The sequence below is a fragment of the Petrotoga sp. DB-2 genome (assembly GCF_054051725.1).
The window spans coordinates 18,135-34,898 of the sequence record NZ_JBSVZD010000007.1; the positions used below are offsets into that span (position 1 = coordinate 18,135).

Here is a 16,764-nt window from a genome sequence, read left to right on the forward strand (position 1 = left end):
TTATGATCAAAATAACAAAACTTTTTACGTTATTACCTCTGTATTTTCAGAAAGATATGAGCATTTCAGTAAATCCTCCATTAAAGAAACGGTTATAACTTCCAGAAAAATAATAATAATTTTAAAAGATAAAACAATTATTTTACCTAAGTATATACAAGACCGAGATAAACTCATTTCTTTTTTAAAAGGGGATAAAATTGAAGGGTAGAGAAACGGTCGCATATATAAATATTGATAAATACTTAGAAAATTTGAATTATATACAAAACCAAACAAAAACTAGTATTATACCGGTTTTAAAGGCGAACGCTTATGGACATGGCATGCTTCCTTTAGCAAGGCAATTATTTAATGAAAATTATACTATGCTGGCTGTTGCTTATTTGGAAGAAGCTTTAGAAATCTTAAAGGAGGGAATCCTCCTCCCTATTTTAATTTTTAATTACTTCAGTCCAAATGATTTTGAAGAGTTATTGGAATTCTCCCAGTTTTTGAGACCTACAATTACTTCATATACATTTTTAGAAAAAGTATGTGATATACTAGGAAAAGATGTTGGCAAATTTAAGTTTCATATCAACGTGGATACTGGAATCAACAGAATTGGCATAAAAGAGGAAAATTTACCACAATTAATAAAATTGATCAAAGATAAAAATGTTCAAATAGAAGGTGTTTATTCTCATTTTGCCAGTGCAGATGAAAAAGATGAATTCACCAAAGTTCAATTTGAAAAATATATGAATTTATTGGATTATATAATCAGTTCAGGGATAGATGTTGAAAAAAAACATATCTCTAACAGTGCTGCTGCTCTTTTTTTCCCTGAATACTCTTTAGATTATGTGAGACCAGGAATTGCCACTTATGGCTTACAACCATCCACAACTTATAAAATTGATCAATTAAAACCAATTTTAGAATTAAAGACCATCATCGCGAGCATTCATACCCTCCAACCACACGATACTATTGGTTATGGTCGAACTTATGAAGTACAAAAAAAGATGAAAACTGCCATTGTTCCTATAGGATATGGAGACGGGTATTTTAGAGCCCTTTCCAACAAAGGAGAAGTTTTAATTAACGGAAAGCGATGTAAAATATTAGGTAGAGTATCTATGGATCAGATCGTGGTGGATGTTACTGATAATAATGTATCAATCGGCGATGAAGTTGTTATCATTGGAAAGCAAAAGTACGATGAAATAAGCGCAGAAGAAGTAGCTAAAAACACTTCTACTATAAACTATGAAGTAATCTCAAGAATAACTCAAAGGGTTCGGCGGTTTTACATTAAGGGAGGAAAATATTTTGAATGAAGATTATTCTTTGGGAGATATAATAAAAGATAATCCGTTTCAACCAAAGACAAATGGGGAAAATATTACATTAATATCAGATTTAAAACCAACTGAAGAAGCAGAAATTGAAGGAAAAGTTGTGAGCAAAAAGCTTCAAAAAACAAAAAATGACAAAACATTTTTGTTGTTTACGCTTGCGGATAAAAGTCAGTCTATTAGAGCTATAGATTGGTATAACGCTGAAGCAAACAACAATAAGATTCATATTGGAGATGTTATAAAAGTAAAAGGCAAAATAGTTTATTTTGAAAATAGACTTCAAATTAATATTAGTAACGAGACCAATTCAGTGCAAAAGATTAACATAACGAATATCAACCCGGAAAAGTACTTGCATTTTTCCAATAATGATCTATCAAAATTAAAAGCAAAACTCGAACATTACATAGAAACCGTTGAAGATGAAGGTATCAAATCTTTGCTAAAACAGATCTTTTTGATTAATTCAAAATTAAGAGAATCCTTTCTTTTTTCACCAGCAGCGATAGAAGTACATCATGCCTATCCTGGAGGTTTATTGGAACATACTGTAATGGTTACCGAACTATCTTTAAGATTATACGATCTTTACAACGAAGATAATGAAATATGTATCAATAAAGATATTATAATAGCTGGATCACTTTTGCACGATATAGGAAAAATAGAAGAATACGCTATAAAACCCAGTGGAATAGAAAAAACGGAGCAAGGTGAATTAATTGGACACATACATCTTGGAACAAAAATAGTATACGAGGAGTCAAAAAAAGTAACTCCAAAAATAAAGGACTCAGATCTTAATCATTTAATACACATCATACTTTCCCATCATGGAGAAATCGAATATGGAAGTCCTGTAGTTCCTAAAACTATCGAATCATTTATTATTGGGTTAAGTGATAACATGGACTCCAAAATTGCTCAAGTTAAAGATAATATTAGAAATACTTTACAAATAAACAAAAATCAAAGTTGGAGTGAATACGATAAAAGGCTGGCGCGCAAGATAAAAATAGAAAAATACTAGCAGGAGGTAATTCAATTAATGCCAAAAAAAAGCACTAAATCCAACAACAATAGTGGGAAAAGTAAATATGTAGTGATCGTTGAATCCCCATCAAAGGCAAAAACAATAGAAAGATATTTAGGAAAGGAATATAAAGTAATAGCTTCAAAAGGTCACATCCGTGATTTACCTAAAAAGGAGTTTGGTGTTGATATCGAACACGACTTTGAGCCAATCTTTCAAGTGATTCCCGGTAAAGAAAAGGTTATAAAAGAAATAAAGAAAGAAACAAAAGGGAAAAAAGTATTATTAGCTTCGGATATGGATAGAGAAGGAGAAGCTATAGCATGGCACCTTTCCCAGCTTTTAGATCTCGACCCGAAAGAGAAAAATCGAATCATATTCTCAGAAATTACGAAAAATGCAATAAAAAATTCAATAAGTAATCCTCAAAGTTTAGACTTAAAAAAAGTTGATGCCCAGATAGCTAGAAGAATCTTGGATCGAGTGGTAGGATATAAAATCTCTCCCTTAGTTTGGAAAGTATTAAAGGATTACAAAACAAGCGCAGGAAGGGTTCAATCTGCCGCATTAAAATTGATAGTGGATAAAGAAAGGAAAATTTTCTCTTTCAAACCAAAAAAGTACTACAATATCTACCTTGAGCACAAAGGTCAAAATATTCCTCTAACAAAAGAGGACGGTAAAAAAATAAAACCAGAAAGTATAACAAAAACAAAAAAAGACCAAATCTTTGAATATTTAAAAGACAAGGATTTTAAACTAGTGAATGTAGAAGAAAAGGAAACAATAAGGAAACCTCCTTTACCATTTATTACCAGTACTCTACAACAAACAGCAGTTTCAACTTTTAACTGGAGTTCATCTAAAGTAATGAAAATCGCGCAAGATTTGTATGAGGGTGTGGAAACCCGTGAAGGAAGTATTGCGTTTATTACTTACATGAGAACTGACTCTACAAGAGTTTCAAACGAAGCTCAACAAGCAGCTATTAACTATTTGGAAAAAAATTATGGAAAAGATTACGTAGGACATTACCTATCTAAAAACAAAAAATCCAACGTTCAAGATGCTCACGAGGCTATAAGACCTACAGACATCAACATGGATGTTAACAATGCAAAAAGGTTAATTTCCTCAGACCATTTAAAGTTGTATACCCTTATTTGGAATAGATTCATGGCGTCTCAATCAGCTCCATCAAGATATTTAGAAAAAACATACACTATAGAAGACAACACCAACAAATATTCATTTGAAATAACGTCCAAAAAATGTATCTTTGATGGATTTGAAAAATTCTGGAATCCTAACAATAAAGAAGTAGATTTTGAAATAGGCAAAAATGATAAGATCACATACGATCAATTAAAATTCGAAGAAAAAGAGACTAATCCACCAAATAGGTATACAGAAGCAACATTGATAAAGGAACTAGAATCCAAAGGAATCGGAAGACCATCAACATACGCAACAATAATATCTACACTTTTGCAGCGTAAATACGTTTCTAAAATATCGAAAAGTACCTTGAGACCTACAACTACGGGTTTTGTGGTAACTGATTTTTTGGAAGCCTATTTTCCAGAAATAGTGGATGTAAAATTTACCGCAAACATGGAAGCAAACCTTGATAAGATAGAAGATGGGAAAAACAAAAGTAAAGTAGTTTTAGAGCAATTCTATAATGAATTTGAAAAGTTCCTTACCACTGCTTCAAATAATATAAAAAACAAACAAAAAGTTTTGCATTACGAAAGCGATGTACCCTGCGAAAAATGCGGTAAAAACATGAAATTAAATTTTGGACGATACGGTCTATATTTATCTTGTGAGAAATGCAAGGAAACTCAGAAAATTCCTGCGGAATCATTTGGAGTGACAATAAAAGACAAATTATACATAAAAGAATATCTACAAGAAACTTTAAAATTAAACAAAGAAGAGAACAAAATAGGTGAAAAATGTCCCATCTGTGGTGGAGATCTCATATTAAAACACGGGAAATTTGGAGAATTTATAGCATGTAGTAACTACCCAGATTGTAAATATACCCGTAATGTAAAAGCACGAGGAAAGTGCCCCAACTGTGGCGGTGATGTCATAAAATTGAGAAGCAAAAAAGGAAAAACTTATTTCAAATGTGATTCTTGTGGAACATTGTATTGGTACGAACCTTCAGAGTACAGTTGCCCCAACTGTGGAGAAACACTATTCTACAAAACCCTAAGAGGAAAAGAAAAGTTATACTGTCAGAATGACAAAACATATTTTGAAATCGAAGAAATCAAACAATTAACAAAGTCAACGTAGAAAATAAAAAAGGAGAAAAAACAATGGACATCCCAATCATTACAGGTGGGAAATCTATAGAGAGAGAAATTGCCTTTAGAAGTGCAAAAAATGTTTTTAATTCTATAAATAATTTAGGTCATCAACCACTGATACTAGATTTAATAGATGATGATTTTATAAATAAAATTCGAAATTATAAATTCGCCTTCAATGTAGTGCATGGAGATTATGGAGAAGACGGAAGATTATCTTCTTTGTTGGACATATTAGGGATAGACTACACATGTTCTAACTCTGAAACATGTGTAGCCACATACGATAAATTTATATTCTATACTCTATTTAAAAATTATATACAAATGCCTCAAACAATCTTAACCAACAAATTGATATCACCGCCTTTTCAGTACCCTTTTATCATCAAACCTCGAAAAAGTGGATCAAGCAAAGGAGTATACATCATCCACAACGAAAATGAATACAGATTCTATTTAGAAAAAAATTTGAAAGAATTTCAGGAAGTTCTGGTTCAAGAATACATAAAAGGTCGGGAAATAACGATATCTTATATTCAGAAAAATGATGAGTTCATACTACTACCAATCCTTGAAATTCTTCCAAAAAAAGAATTCTATGATTATGAAGCAAAATACACTAACGGGTTAACTGAACTCAAGCCACAGCTTAATTCACCTGAAAAAATCATACAAAAAGTAAATTACATAGGAACTCAAGTCATGAAAATACTTACTTTTAAAGATATGTTTAGGATCGATGCAATCTTAAAAGGTGATGAAATTTACGTTTTAGAAATAAACACTGTACCTGGTTTAACGAAATTAAGTGATCTTCCTACATCCGCAATAGCTGCAGGAATTAGCTTTGATGATTTAATAGATATAATAATAAAAAATCATATAAAACAACCCACAAAAATTAGTTTTTGAAAATGAATAGACGATAGCGTAGCAAAGTGTTTTTGGGCGGGCAGCGGGACGAAAGACAAAGAACTTTTATCCTTATGGGTGGGCAGCGGGGCGAAGGGGCGCTATCTACCAAGGTTTTAGAGTTTCTAAATAAAAAAATGTGAGTGCAAGGAGGAAATACAATTTATGGATTTTCATGGGACAACAATATTAGGAGTAAAAAGAAATGGAAAAACTGTAATATGTGGTGATGGACAAGTAACAATGGGAGAAACAGTCTTTAAAGGCAACGCCAAAAAAGTGCGAAGATTGGGCGAAGGAAAAGTAATATCAGGTTTCGCTGGATCCGTAGCAGATGCCCTCGCTTTGTATGAAAGATTTGAAGGAAAGTATAAATCTTCACACGGTAATCTTATGAAAGCAGCTGTAGAACTGACTAAAGAATGGCGCATGGACAAAGCACTTAGAAGACTTGAGGCATTATTATTGGTTGCCGACAAAGAAAATATCTTTTTAATTTCTGGTAATGGCGAAGTTATGGAACCACAAGAAGATGCAATTGCAATAGGTTCCGGTGGACCTTATGCATACGCTGCAGCAATGGCTCTGTTAAGAAACACGGACTTAGATGCTGAGGAAATCGCAAAAAAAGCCATAAAAATAGCCGGTGAAATATGTATTTACACGAACGATAATATAACAATGGAGATTATAGAATGAGTGAACAGATTTTAGCTATTCCCACCATAAAAATTGTAGAAAAAATATCTTCGTTCAACAATAATTTTTTTAAAATAAAATTTAGCGATTTCGTAGAAATATTAGAAAGCGGTAATTTCCACGAAAGAGATGAAATAGAAAACGATTATAATTACAAACAAATCATACCTTATGTAGTGTTCAAAAACTACGAAGACAAAATTTTAGTTTTAAAAAGAACACAAAATCAAGGAGAAAAAAGGCTTCACAACAAAATATCAATAGGAATAGGGGGCCACATAAACAAAGGGGATAAGGGTATTACCATGGAACAAACCTTTTTCAACGGAATGGATCGTGAAATTAATGAAGAATTATGGATTACCAATTCATATAAATATGTTTACAAAGGAATAATCAACGATAACGATGAAGATGTATCCAAAGTTCATTTAGGTGTTCTTTTTGTTGGATTCATCGACTCTGCTAAGATTAAAGAAGAAAATAACTTTGAAAGCACATGGTTAAAAAAAGAGGAAATCGTAAATTTAAAGGATGTGAATTTCGAAGGTTGGACTACGATAGCTTTAAATAACTTGTAAGGTCCCTTCCTTAAATGGGCGGGTTGCGGGGCGAAGGGGCGCTAAAACAAGTTTTAGAGTTTCTAACGACAGTAAAAACGCACATAAAGGAGGCCTAAATTAACTTTATGAACAATATTTACGGAGAAGATTCAGGTAAAGGTTTTATCAAGGAAGTACCTTTATCTACATTTGCAAAGGCAGTAGAAAGTGCCATTTATAAAGCACCATTAAGAGAAAACAACAAAGTTTGGTTAAGCGACTTATGGTTCATCACTTCTTTACCAGAAGACCTGATCAAAGAAGCGATATCCAAATATATTGAAGAAATTGATCTGCCCGAAGATGTTGAAGAGATATACGACGACGAAAAAAATAAAGTTCTATGGAAAAAATAAATTAGGGCCAACTCTGGGGTGGGTTGCGGGACGAGGGGGCGCTAACACAAGTTTTGGAGTTTCTAAAGACAGTAACTCTAATTAAAACTGGAGGGAAAAAGTGAAAGTTGATTTTCATACTCATTCAACAGGATCCGATGGGAGTAACACTCCTGATGAATTATTGAATCTGGCCTTAGAAAAAAATATAGAATATCTATCTATCACCGATCACGATACCCTTGATGGAATAAAAGCTATAGAAAACCTTACAGATTTAAATAAGTTAAAATTTGTTCCTGGAGTAGAAATAAGTGCAGAATTCCCGAACACTTTACACCTTTTAGGATACGGCTTTGATATCAAAAACAAAAGGTTAAATAAGGTTTTAGAAGACCTTCAAGAGTACAGAAAAAAAAGAAACGTTTTGATGATCGAAAACATGCAAAAACTTGGTTTTCAAATTACCCTTGAAGAACTAAAAAAAGAAGCAGGTGGAGAATTGATTGGTAGGCCTCATTTTGCTTCTTTAATGGTGAAAAAAAATTATGTAAGCAACAAACAAGAAGCTTTCGATAAGTATTTAAAGAAAGGTGCACCTCTTTACTTAGATAAAAAAAGGTTGGAACCAAAAGATGCAATATTGTTAATTAAGGAAGCTGGGGGCGTAGTGGTTTTGGCACACCCTTATCAAACAAAACTCGATGAACAAAACCTAGACAATCTGATCAGAGAGTTAGTAGATTATGGATTAGACGGCATAGAAGCTTGTTACTCCTTGCACACCAAAGAAATGATCGAAAGGTATAAAGCACTTGCCAAAAAGTATGATTTGTTTATAACCGCTGGTTCGGATTATCATGGAACAAACAAACTAGGGATAGAAATGGGGATTAACATCAGCAAAGAAGAATTAGAACCATTTTTAAAAATTTTAAGGATGTTTTAAGTCTTTCTGCATATAATAGGGTTAGAAAACAATAACCCCCAATAAAATCCCCAACTTATCCCGCTTTATGCGGGGTTTTTTTATAATGAAATTTATTGAATGGAGGTATTTATGAAGAAAAAAAATCTTTTAATTCCGTTGTATGGTGTTTTCATGGGTATTTCTGATTCTATCCCTGGGGTTTCAGGGGCGACGATAGCCTTGATACTAGGCATTTATGAGAATTTCATATCTGCATGGTCTTTTGTCTTTTCCAATTTATTCAATTTCAAAACTTTAACGAAAAGTCGGGAACTTAGATTTTTGATCATGTTGTACATAGGCGTTTTTCTTGGAATGTTCTCAACCTTGGGATTTATAGACTTTTTAATAAATAATTATCAAACAAGTGTCTTTTCTTTCTTTTCAGGTTTAATTATCGGTAGTATCTTTTTTTTGGGATCTGATCTATTTAAAAATGTTGATTTCAAAAATACGGAGAAATCTAAATATTTTTCTTTTTTTATTTCAGCCACTATTGGTTTTTTAGTTGCCTTCTATATCTCAGGGGCAAAATTTTTAGTAGAGCAACATGGTTTTTTAATAATCTTTTCGTCAGGATTTTTGGCTATTTCTGCCATGATTGTGCCGGGGATTTCCGGTGCCTACGTTCTATTACTTTTGAATCAGTATTCATACATAGTAAAAGCAGTTAATGATTTTAATTTCTCTGTGCTGATAACCTTTGTTTTAGGTATTGTGCTGGGATTGGCTTCTATGAGTAGATTACTGAAATGGGTATTGGATAAGTTTTACCTCGCGACAATGTTTTTTTTGATGGGATTAATGGTTGGAGGATTGAGGGCTCCCATTTCAAAAATAGATAACTTTGTTAGCTTTTTAATATTTGCTTTAATTGGAGCCATAGTAATTATAATTATAGAGAGGTTTGGTAGAATCAATAGATAATTTTACTTCTTCCTTTTGCGCCTTTTCGGAATTCCAAAAGTTTGATCAATTTCAACCTCTTTTCCCAACTCTCTGTGAACTAGGGAAAGAGATTCCAACTTTATTTGATATTTTAACTTTTTATCAGACAAATAACTGGTAATCTGTCCAATGTTCTCCTTATCAATGTCTTCTACCGCCAAAGTTATATGTGGAAACCAATTATCTGGAGAATAATAATCGTTTAACTTTGACTCATTTACGTTGACCAAATTCCACAGATATTCGTGAAAGTTTAACAATTCCTTTGTCGGTTTTACAGGGATGTACAAAGTTAATTTAGGTCCTGTAAATAAGGCTATACCTTCCGTTTTTATGGTTAAGGAATCTAATTCTTTGGTTGCCTTTTTGAGTAACTTGTTTAACTCGTTAACTTTATACTCCTCAGCGACACTCCAAGTTATATGAGGGAAAGGCACGTTATTTTTTACCCATTTAACATCAAAATTCTTGTCCAATTCATTCCAAAGTTTTGTTATTTTGTTGTAAAAAGGCTGAGGTAAAATAGTTAAAAGAGATTGCACTGTTATCACCTTTTTTAGTAGGAGGTTTAAAGATGAGCTATAATAAAAAACGAATCGTGAAGTTTCTTATCTATTATTTCTCTATTTCTGTTGGAGTTCTTTTAATATTCTATTTTTGGTTCACAAAACTTTTTTGGTTTTCTCTAGTTACTTGGATTTTTGCCACATTTGGTGTTGTTTCAATTTCGTTTTTCACTTTTATGAACCTAAGAATCGTCGAACTTCAAAATGAATCAGAAGAAGCACATGATAAAAATATTGAAAATGATAAAAATGATTAATGTATTTATCAAGCTAAGTCCAATTCATCTTTTATTCGAACCATACCATCAATGGCTATTTTGAAGAAATCGTTCAATTCGATATCTAGCTTGGCTATTTCTTTTATTTTTTCTCTATCCGCTCCTCTTGCGAAAGCTTTATCTTTAAATTTCTTTTTTAACGATTTGACCGATAACTCGGCTATATCTTTGTTTGGTCTTACCAAGACAGCAGCAACGATAAGCCCGGAAAGCTGATCTGCAGCATATAGGGCTATCTCAATATCTTTTTCTAACTCTTTTTTTTCATTATGTGCTAATATAGCGTCTTTTACATCTTGATCAACTTTGTCTCCAAGCATTTCAACAGTTTTTAACGCATGATTATCTGGATCGTCTTTTGTTTCTTCGTAATCCAGATCATGTAGTAAACCGGTGATCTCCCATTTTTGCTCATCTTTGTTTAGATGTTTTGCTAACTCCTTCATAATGGCTCCTACGGCAAGGGAATGAGTGAACAAATTATCCGTTTTTAAGTTTTGCTTTAGTAACTCAAGAGCTTCTTCTCTAGTCAAAAAAATCACTCCTTATTCAAATTTATTAAAAGCAAATTTAAAGTAAAAATAAAAGATTAAAGCAGTAAACAAAACAGTTGCGAAGATGATCCATAAACCTATTACTACGGGGGGTGTTGTTGTAAAAATTAAAACTAAACACACAACTAAACCTAAATTTAACCAAAACATGAACTTCAAATTATGCCACATTTTATTTAATTTTTCTTTCATTTTAGAATTTTGAAAAAGCAGATCGTCCAAAGTTTCTCTATTTTCTCTATTTTGTTCTTCTAATACTTTTATTCTACTCTCTAAGTCTTCAACATTATTCTTAGCCATTCTTCTTGACTACCTCCTTTGGAGAAAAGCTGATTTTTATATCTTTTTAAGTATTATACCACAATTTTATAGAGTTCAAAGGTGTTTCGTGCAATAAATAAGTATCATTACGGCTTATTAACCGATCAATTAGTTGATTGTTGCATTTTCCAAATATACAAATTATTTGTCCTCTATTTTTAATAATTAAATAATTCGAAAAAATATGGTATAATTTAACTACAAAAAGATAAAGAACTTTCATCGTTCGGGGCGTTAAATCTTGTTTTAGAGTTTCAAAAGTCATCATAAACACTGCACTTAGGAGGGGATTTAATGAAGGGAATGATCGTTGAAACATGGCTTGAAACTTGGAAAAATACATACGGCGAAGATTATGTGAATCAACTTTTAACTGAAATAGGAATTCCAGAAAACAAACATTTCTCCCCTTTTGAAGATTTGGAAGACTCTAAAGTCTTTAAACTACTTGATTTGATGAGTAAAAAGACTAATAAACCAAAAGATGAGATTATGAAAGAACTTGGCAAAAAAAACATCTATACCTTCAAAAAATATTACCCCAATTTTTTCAAAAAAAAGGGACTTCTCTCTTTTTTGTCAACGATGAATGATGTTCATAAATCATTAACAAGAAGAATAAAAGGAGCCAAACCTCCCGCCATTGAATTTGAAATCATAGATAGCAACTCTGCCTATCTTACCTATCGTTCTTTCAGAGATATGAGATACTATTTTCTAGGATTACTGGAAGGTTCAGCTGAGGTTTTTGGTGAGAAGATTGAATATGAGATTATTGATCAAGGGAGCACTGATGAAGGTAGCTTTCTTAAAATAAAATTAGAGAGTGAGAAACCATATGCAAAAATTAGAAAAGCAAGGTTTTTTGCAGCCATGAGTTTGTCATTAATGAAAATGTTTTTTACTTCTTTAACCTTTTATACAATAATCATAGTCTTTTTATTATCTTGGCTATTCACCGGGCTTTTAGGTAATCATTGGTATACTTTTTTGGTTACAGGTATTTTATCTGGAACATTTATTCTTTTTATGGGGAACTACTTTAAACGATTATTTTCTTCTTCTACAGAAGGGTTACAAAATTTAAATAACCAGGAATTTGACGAACCTGTTCTATTAAAAGGGGAAAAGATACTCGAAAAGCATTCTTTAGAAATTGATAATTTAAGGAATAATTTTAATGGAATTTTTATTCAACTGACGGGAGATATAGAAGAAATAGAAACCTTTACCGGAAAAGTTGGAGAAAGAGCTGAGGAGATGAAGGAAATAAGTGACTCAATAGGAGAACTAGTTGAACAGGTGGCTATAAGCTCAGAACAAATCGCTCAAGATGCCGAGTCCATATCAAATGTAGTTGAAGTGAATGTAAATACTATACAAAGTATCATATCCAGAGAAAATCAAATGGTAGACTCTTTGGAAAATGCAGTCAAAAGAATCAATGATTCCTCTTCAAAAGTAGAAACTTCTTCAAAAGAAATAGAAAGTATGAGTGAGCGATTCAATAATTTGGTGAAAGAAAGTGATAAGTTAGAAGAGGATACTCAAGAAATTCTTAAAGTCGTTGATACGGTGAAAGGTATTGCGGATCAAACTAATTTGTTAGCCTTAAATGCCGCAATTGAAGCATCAAGAGCAGGAGAAGCCGGCAGAGGATTCGCTGTAGTAGCTGATGAAATAAGAAATTTAGCAGAGGAAAGCAAAATAGCTGCTTCACAGATTGATAATATACTTAGCAGGATATCTTCAGGTATTGAGTTGTTAACAGAAACTGTTGAAAAAGAGTTTAAATCGATGAAAGAAGGAGCTAATAATCTAAGAATTAGTTCTCAAGATAATAAAGAATCTGCAACTAATATAGAAAATATTTCCAAAGAAATCCGCGAAATTTTAGATGAATTAAGTAGCGAAGGGGTTAAATTAGAAGATTTAACAAAAAACACCCAAAACTTGTTAGCTATATCTGAAGAAGGTTCGGCTACTTCTGAAGAAATATCTACTTCCGTCAAAACGTTTGTAAGTAATATAAAAGAAATTCTACAGAATATAAAAGAGGTGGAAAGATTTATTTCTTCCCTTAAAGACAGCTTATCCAGTAAAAATTGATCTTTTATTTCATAATAATTTTATTTTATTCATCTTTTTTTAAAACTTTCATGTTATAATTTACGTTGAATCGTGCTTTAAGGATCTTAGAAAACTTTTAGATGAAGAAATATTTTTAATGAAGGGGGTAGATAACTTTGGTAGAAAGACCAATGACAAAACAGTTTTTGGAGGATGCCTTTTGTGGTGAATCCAAGGCACATATGAAGTATTTGATTTTTTCTGCTGAGGCAGAAGAAAAAGGGTTAAAAAATCTTGCAAGAATATGGAAAGCTATTGCTCATGCTGAGTTTGTTCATGCGAGAAACCATTACAGAGCTTTGGGTTATATAGGATCAACAGAAGATAACCTACAGCAATGTATAGACGGAGAAACCTTTGAAATTGAAGAAATGTATCCCGTGTACAACAATGTAGCTAACTTTCAAGAAGAAAACGAAGCAGTAAGAACAACTCATTTTGCCTTGGAAGCAGAAAAAATACACGCCGAGTGGTATAAAAATGCAAAGAAGGTTGCAGAAAAAGGTAAAGATGTGGAAATTGGTAAAATTTTCATTTGTGATATCTGTGGTTACACCGTAGAAGGAGAAGCTCCAGAAAAATGTCCTGTTTGTGGAGCACCAAGAAGCAAATTTGTAGAATTCTAACCAAATTTATAAAAAAGGGGATGATTCTTTGTGTTAGGTGAAGTAATTAAGACTAGTGATTTCAAAAATGAAAAACATGTCCCTACTATCGATTGTCCAGACAAAGTTCAACCTAACGAAGAGTTTGAAGTAGATGTACAGATTGGTAAAGAGATTAAACATCCAAACACTGTAGAACACCATATTGAGTGGATAGATCTTTTTATGCAATACGATGATGATCCAAATACCGTACATGTAGGCAGATATATGTTCGGACCCGTAGTGGGGGAACCTCATGTAAAAGCTAAAATAAAGTTAGCGAAATCTGGAACGTTGATTGCACTCTCTCATTGCAATATTCATGGACTTTGGGAAAATACCAAAAAGATTTCTGTAGGATGATTTTTGAAAATATTATATAGGGGTTGATGAGAATGAAAAAATACAGATGCACCATTTGTGGTTATATATACGATCCAGAAGTAGGAGATCCTGATAACAACATAGAACCAGGAACCTCTTTTGAAGATTTACCCGATGATTGGACTTGCCCCGTTTGTGGCGCTGCTAAAGAAGACTTTGAATTACTCGAAGATTAAAAAAGGCGGGATATTAATCCCGCTTTTTTAATAATTCTCCAGCAGCTTTTCTTATTTCTAAATTTTCACCATCTTTTGAGTCAACTATGACCGTATCTCCTTCTTTTATAGTATCTTCGATGATCATATTTGCCAAAGTTGATTCGATTTTTCTTTCTATAACCCTTCTCAACGGTCTAGCTCCATAAACAGGATCGAATCCTTCTTTTGCTATAACGTCTTTGGCTGCCTCAGTTATTTGAATACTTATGTGTTTCTCTTTTAACCTTTCTTCTAATCTTGAAATCATTATATCAACTATTCTCTTTATCTGAGAGATGCTCAAAGGTTTAAATACAATAATATCGTCCAACCTGTTAATAAATTCTGGTCTAAATGCCATTTTTACCTGGCTCATAATTTCATTTTTTGTGTTTTCATAAGATTCTTCTTCTGATTCTCCAACAAAACCGACACTTTTTTTGGTCTTATTTAAGAATTCTGAACCTAAGTTAGAGGTTAATATTATAATGGTATTACTGAAATTGACCGTCCTACCTTGGGAATCTGTTAACCTTCCATCGTCTAAGATCTGTAATAATATATTGAATACATCGGGATGAGCTTTTTCAACTTCATCGAATAACACTACTGAATAGGGTCTTCTTCTGATTATCTCTGTTAACTGTCCCCCTTCTTCGTAACCAACATAACCCGGTGCCGCACCCACTAACCTTGAAACATTGAATTTTTCCATGTATTCACTCATATCTATCCTGACCAAAGCATCTTCGGTTCCAAACAAAATCTCGGCCAATGTCTTAGCTAATTCTGTTTTTCCTACTCCAGTTGGCCCAAGAAACAGGAAAGAACCCACTGGTCTCTTAGGATCTTTCAATCCTGCTCTTGCCTTTTTAATATGGTCTGCAACAATTTTAACCGCCTCATCCTGATCAACAAGCCTTTTGTGTATTTCATTTTCAAGGTTGGCAAGTTTTTTCTTTTCATCTTCAACCATCCGAGTAACAGGAATGCCGGTCCATTCTTGTACCAAAGAAGCGATTATCTCTTCATCTACTACATTGCTTATTTCACTTTGTACTCGTTTGGCAGCTTTTTGTGCCTTTTCTAATTCCTTTTGAAGATCAAAATATTCCGCTTTTTTTTGAGATGCTTCTTCATATTTTTCCTCTAAAGTTAGTTGATTAATTTCTTCTTCAAGTTTCGACATTTTCTTTTCCAATTCCCGAATTTTTTCTGGTTTAGCGGAGTTTCTAAGTTTTACTCGAGCACAAGCTTCGTCTATCAAATCGATAGCTTTATCTGGTAAAAACCTATCATTAATATATCTGTGAGAAAGATTTACTGCTGCAATTAAAGCTTCATCCAATATTTCAACCTTGTGATGCTTTTCGTACGTTTCTTTTAGACCTTTAAGTATTTCAATGGCCTGTTCAGGGGTAGGTTCTTGTATATACACAGGTTGAAACCTTCTTGCTAAAGCTTTGTCCTTTTCAATGTACTTTTTGTATTCTTCATACGTTGTTGCTCCAATAACCTTTATTTCACCTCTAGCTAAAGCTGGTTTTAAAATATTTGCTGCATCCATTGCATTTCCTTCAGCCACTCCTGCACCTATTATATTGTGCAGTTCATCGATAAAAAGAATAATTTCATCGCTTTTTTCTTTTACTGTATCGATAACTGATTTAAGTCTTTCTTCAAACTCACCTCTAAATTTTGAACCTGCCAATAATGCAGCCATGTCTAATTGTAAAATTTTTTTATTTTTCAGATAGGAGGGAGGATTTTCATCTACTATCAACTGTGCTAAACCTTCTACTACAGCGGTTTTTCCAACACCAGCGTCTCCAACTAACACTGGATTATTTTTGGACTTTCGGGATAATATTTCAATCATTCTATTTATTTCTTTTTCCCTTCCTATGACAGGCGTAAGCTTTCCTTTCTTAGCCTCTCTGGTTAAATCAATAGTAAATTTTTTCAAAGGATCTCCCGTACCTGATTCTATTTCTTCATCTCCGCTTTCTAACATTTCTTGTAACTGTTCTCTAATTAAAGCCTCTGATGTATAAGCGGACAACAGTTTGGAGGCGTAAGATGTACCTTCCAACAAAATTCCTAATAGAAGGGCTAATAAAGGAATTTTATTAAATCCCATTCTATTGGCTTCTGATTTAGCTATTTGTAAAGCGTTTGCTAAACTTGTTGATAGATATATACCTTGTGGTCCACCATAAGACATGGAGTAATAAATTCCCATTTCTTCAGATAAAGCTTCTTCAAGTTTGATTTTTACTGAATTGATATTGGTACCTTGAAAAATTTTTTTCACATTCTCATCTTCAATATTTAGAATTGCTAACAGCAAATGTTCCGGTTTAAGAATATTTCCACCCGAATAACTTAAAACATTCTGGGCTTCTTGAAATGCTTTTAAAGATTTTTCAGTGAAATCATTCGGATTGAATCTCATTGTGTCACCTCCATCTATTTTACGTAATAAGATATTTTATCACTCGTAACTTTTATTTGC

Annotated in this window: 18 protein-coding genes; 14 read left to right on the forward strand and 4 right to left on the reverse strand. The window is 32.8% G+C overall.

All coding sequences use genetic code 11. From position 1 onward, the window contains the following. Positions 1–200 precede the first annotated feature (200 nt). The 9 genes from alr (at position 201) to ACW9JY_RS04080 (ending at position 9,151) form a co-directional block, all read left to right on the forward strand. Positions 201–1,325, forward strand: a complete 1,125-nt coding sequence (gene alr, locus ACW9JY_RS04040) for an alanine racemase (protein WP_169925172.1) — start codon at positions 201–203, stop codon at positions 1,323–1,325. Then, positions 1,318–2,376, forward strand: coding sequence for a 3'-5' exoribonuclease YhaM family protein (locus ACW9JY_RS04045; protein ID WP_245855490.1), 1,059 nt, complete (start codon positions 1,318–1,320; stop codon positions 2,374–2,376). The genes alr and ACW9JY_RS04045 overlap by 8 nt, the downstream gene beginning before the upstream one ends. Positions 2,377–2,394: 18 nt before the next feature. Then, positions 2,395–4,689: a type I DNA topoisomerase gene (gene topA, locus ACW9JY_RS04050; RefSeq protein ID WP_103077237.1), complete on the forward strand. Its 2,295-nt coding sequence runs from the start codon at positions 2,395–2,397 to the stop codon at positions 4,687–4,689. A gap of 23 nt (positions 4,690–4,712) precedes the next feature. Then, on the forward strand, positions 4,713–5,618 hold the full coding sequence (locus tag ACW9JY_RS04055; protein WP_457283483.1) for an ATP-grasp domain-containing protein: 906 nt from the start codon (positions 4,713–4,715) through the stop codon (positions 5,616–5,618). A gap of 165 nt (positions 5,619–5,783) precedes the next feature. Continuing rightward, complete coding sequence (hslV, locus tag ACW9JY_RS04060; RefSeq protein ID WP_103077235.1) at positions 5,784–6,317, forward strand: ATP-dependent protease subunit HslV; 534 nt, start codon at positions 5,784–5,786, stop codon at positions 6,315–6,317. Next, complete coding sequence (locus ACW9JY_RS04065) at positions 6,314–6,898, forward strand: NUDIX domain-containing protein (RefSeq protein ID WP_457283484.1); 585 nt, start codon at positions 6,314–6,316, stop codon at positions 6,896–6,898. The genes hslV and ACW9JY_RS04065 overlap by 4 nt, the downstream gene beginning before the upstream one ends. A gap of 107 nt (positions 6,899–7,005) precedes the next feature. Continuing rightward, positions 7,006–7,275, forward strand: a complete 270-nt coding sequence (locus ACW9JY_RS04070; protein ID WP_103077232.1) for a hypothetical protein — start codon at positions 7,006–7,008, stop codon at positions 7,273–7,275. A 100-nt stretch (positions 7,276–7,375) separates the two neighbouring features. Next, a complete protein-coding gene (locus ACW9JY_RS04075) occupies positions 7,376–8,203 on the forward strand; it encodes a PHP domain-containing protein (RefSeq protein WP_103077231.1) in 828 nt (275 codons plus the stop codon). Between the two features lie 111 nt (positions 8,204–8,314). Next, positions 8,315–9,151, forward strand: coding sequence for a DUF368 domain-containing protein (locus tag ACW9JY_RS04080; RefSeq protein ID WP_169925169.1), 837 nt, complete (start codon positions 8,315–8,317; stop codon positions 9,149–9,151). Between the two features lie 2 nt (positions 9,152–9,153). On the opposite strand, the gene ACW9JY_RS04085 is transcribed toward ACW9JY_RS04080, so the two are convergent. Further along, positions 9,154–9,714 carry a 2'-5' RNA ligase family protein gene (locus ACW9JY_RS04085; RefSeq protein WP_169925168.1) on the reverse strand — a complete coding sequence of 187 codons (561 nt, stop codon included), beginning with the start codon at positions 9,712–9,714 and terminating at the stop codon, positions 9,154–9,156. Positions 9,715–9,746: 32 nt separating this feature from the next. Between ACW9JY_RS04085 and ACW9JY_RS04090 the strand changes: the two genes are divergently transcribed. Further along, a complete protein-coding gene (locus tag ACW9JY_RS04090) occupies positions 9,747–9,995 on the forward strand; it encodes a hypothetical protein (RefSeq protein ID WP_103077228.1) in 249 nt (82 codons plus the stop codon). Between the two features lie 8 nt (positions 9,996–10,003). On the opposite strand, the gene ACW9JY_RS04095 is transcribed toward ACW9JY_RS04090, so the two are convergent. After that, entirely contained in the window at positions 10,004–10,549 is a 546-nt protein-coding gene (locus ACW9JY_RS04095; RefSeq protein WP_103077227.1) for an HD domain-containing protein, read from the reverse strand. A 12-nt stretch (positions 10,550–10,561) separates the two neighbouring features. Further along, the gene (locus ACW9JY_RS04100) at positions 10,562–10,870 is read right to left on the reverse strand and encodes a hypothetical protein (RefSeq protein ID WP_103077226.1); all 309 of its coding nucleotides are present in this window, start codon (positions 10,868–10,870) and stop codon (positions 10,562–10,564) included. Between the two features lie 315 nt (positions 10,871–11,185). Here ACW9JY_RS04100 and ACW9JY_RS04105 point away from each other — a divergent pair, with 315 nt between their 5' ends. The 4 genes from ACW9JY_RS04105 to rd all read left to right on the forward strand — a co-directional run bounded on the left by ACW9JY_RS04105 (position 11,186) and on the right by rd (position 14,228). Next, the gene (locus tag ACW9JY_RS04105; protein ID WP_103077225.1) at positions 11,186–13,000 is read left to right on the forward strand and encodes a heme NO-binding domain-containing protein; all 1,815 of its coding nucleotides are present in this window, start codon (positions 11,186–11,188) and stop codon (positions 12,998–13,000) included. A 152-nt stretch (positions 13,001–13,152) separates the two neighbouring features. Continuing rightward, entirely contained in the window at positions 13,153–13,647 is a 495-nt protein-coding gene (locus tag ACW9JY_RS04110) for a ferritin family protein (protein WP_103077233.1), read from the forward strand. Positions 13,648–13,677: 30 nt separating this feature from the next. Continuing rightward, the gene (locus tag ACW9JY_RS04115; protein ID WP_103077224.1) at positions 13,678–14,031 is read left to right on the forward strand and encodes a class II SORL domain-containing protein; all 354 of its coding nucleotides are present in this window, start codon (positions 13,678–13,680) and stop codon (positions 14,029–14,031) included. A gap of 32 nt (positions 14,032–14,063) precedes the next feature. Further along, positions 14,064–14,228: a rubredoxin gene (gene rd, locus ACW9JY_RS04120; RefSeq protein WP_103077223.1), complete on the forward strand. Its 165-nt coding sequence runs from the start codon at positions 14,064–14,066 to the stop codon at positions 14,226–14,228. A gap of 13 nt (positions 14,229–14,241) precedes the next feature. On the opposite strand, the gene ACW9JY_RS04125 is transcribed toward rd, so the two are convergent. After that, on the reverse strand, positions 14,242–16,704 hold the full coding sequence (locus tag ACW9JY_RS04125) for an ATP-dependent Clp protease ATP-binding subunit (protein WP_457283485.1): 2,463 nt from the start codon (positions 16,702–16,704) through the stop codon (positions 14,242–14,244). Between the last annotated feature and the right edge of the window lie 60 nt (positions 16,705–16,764).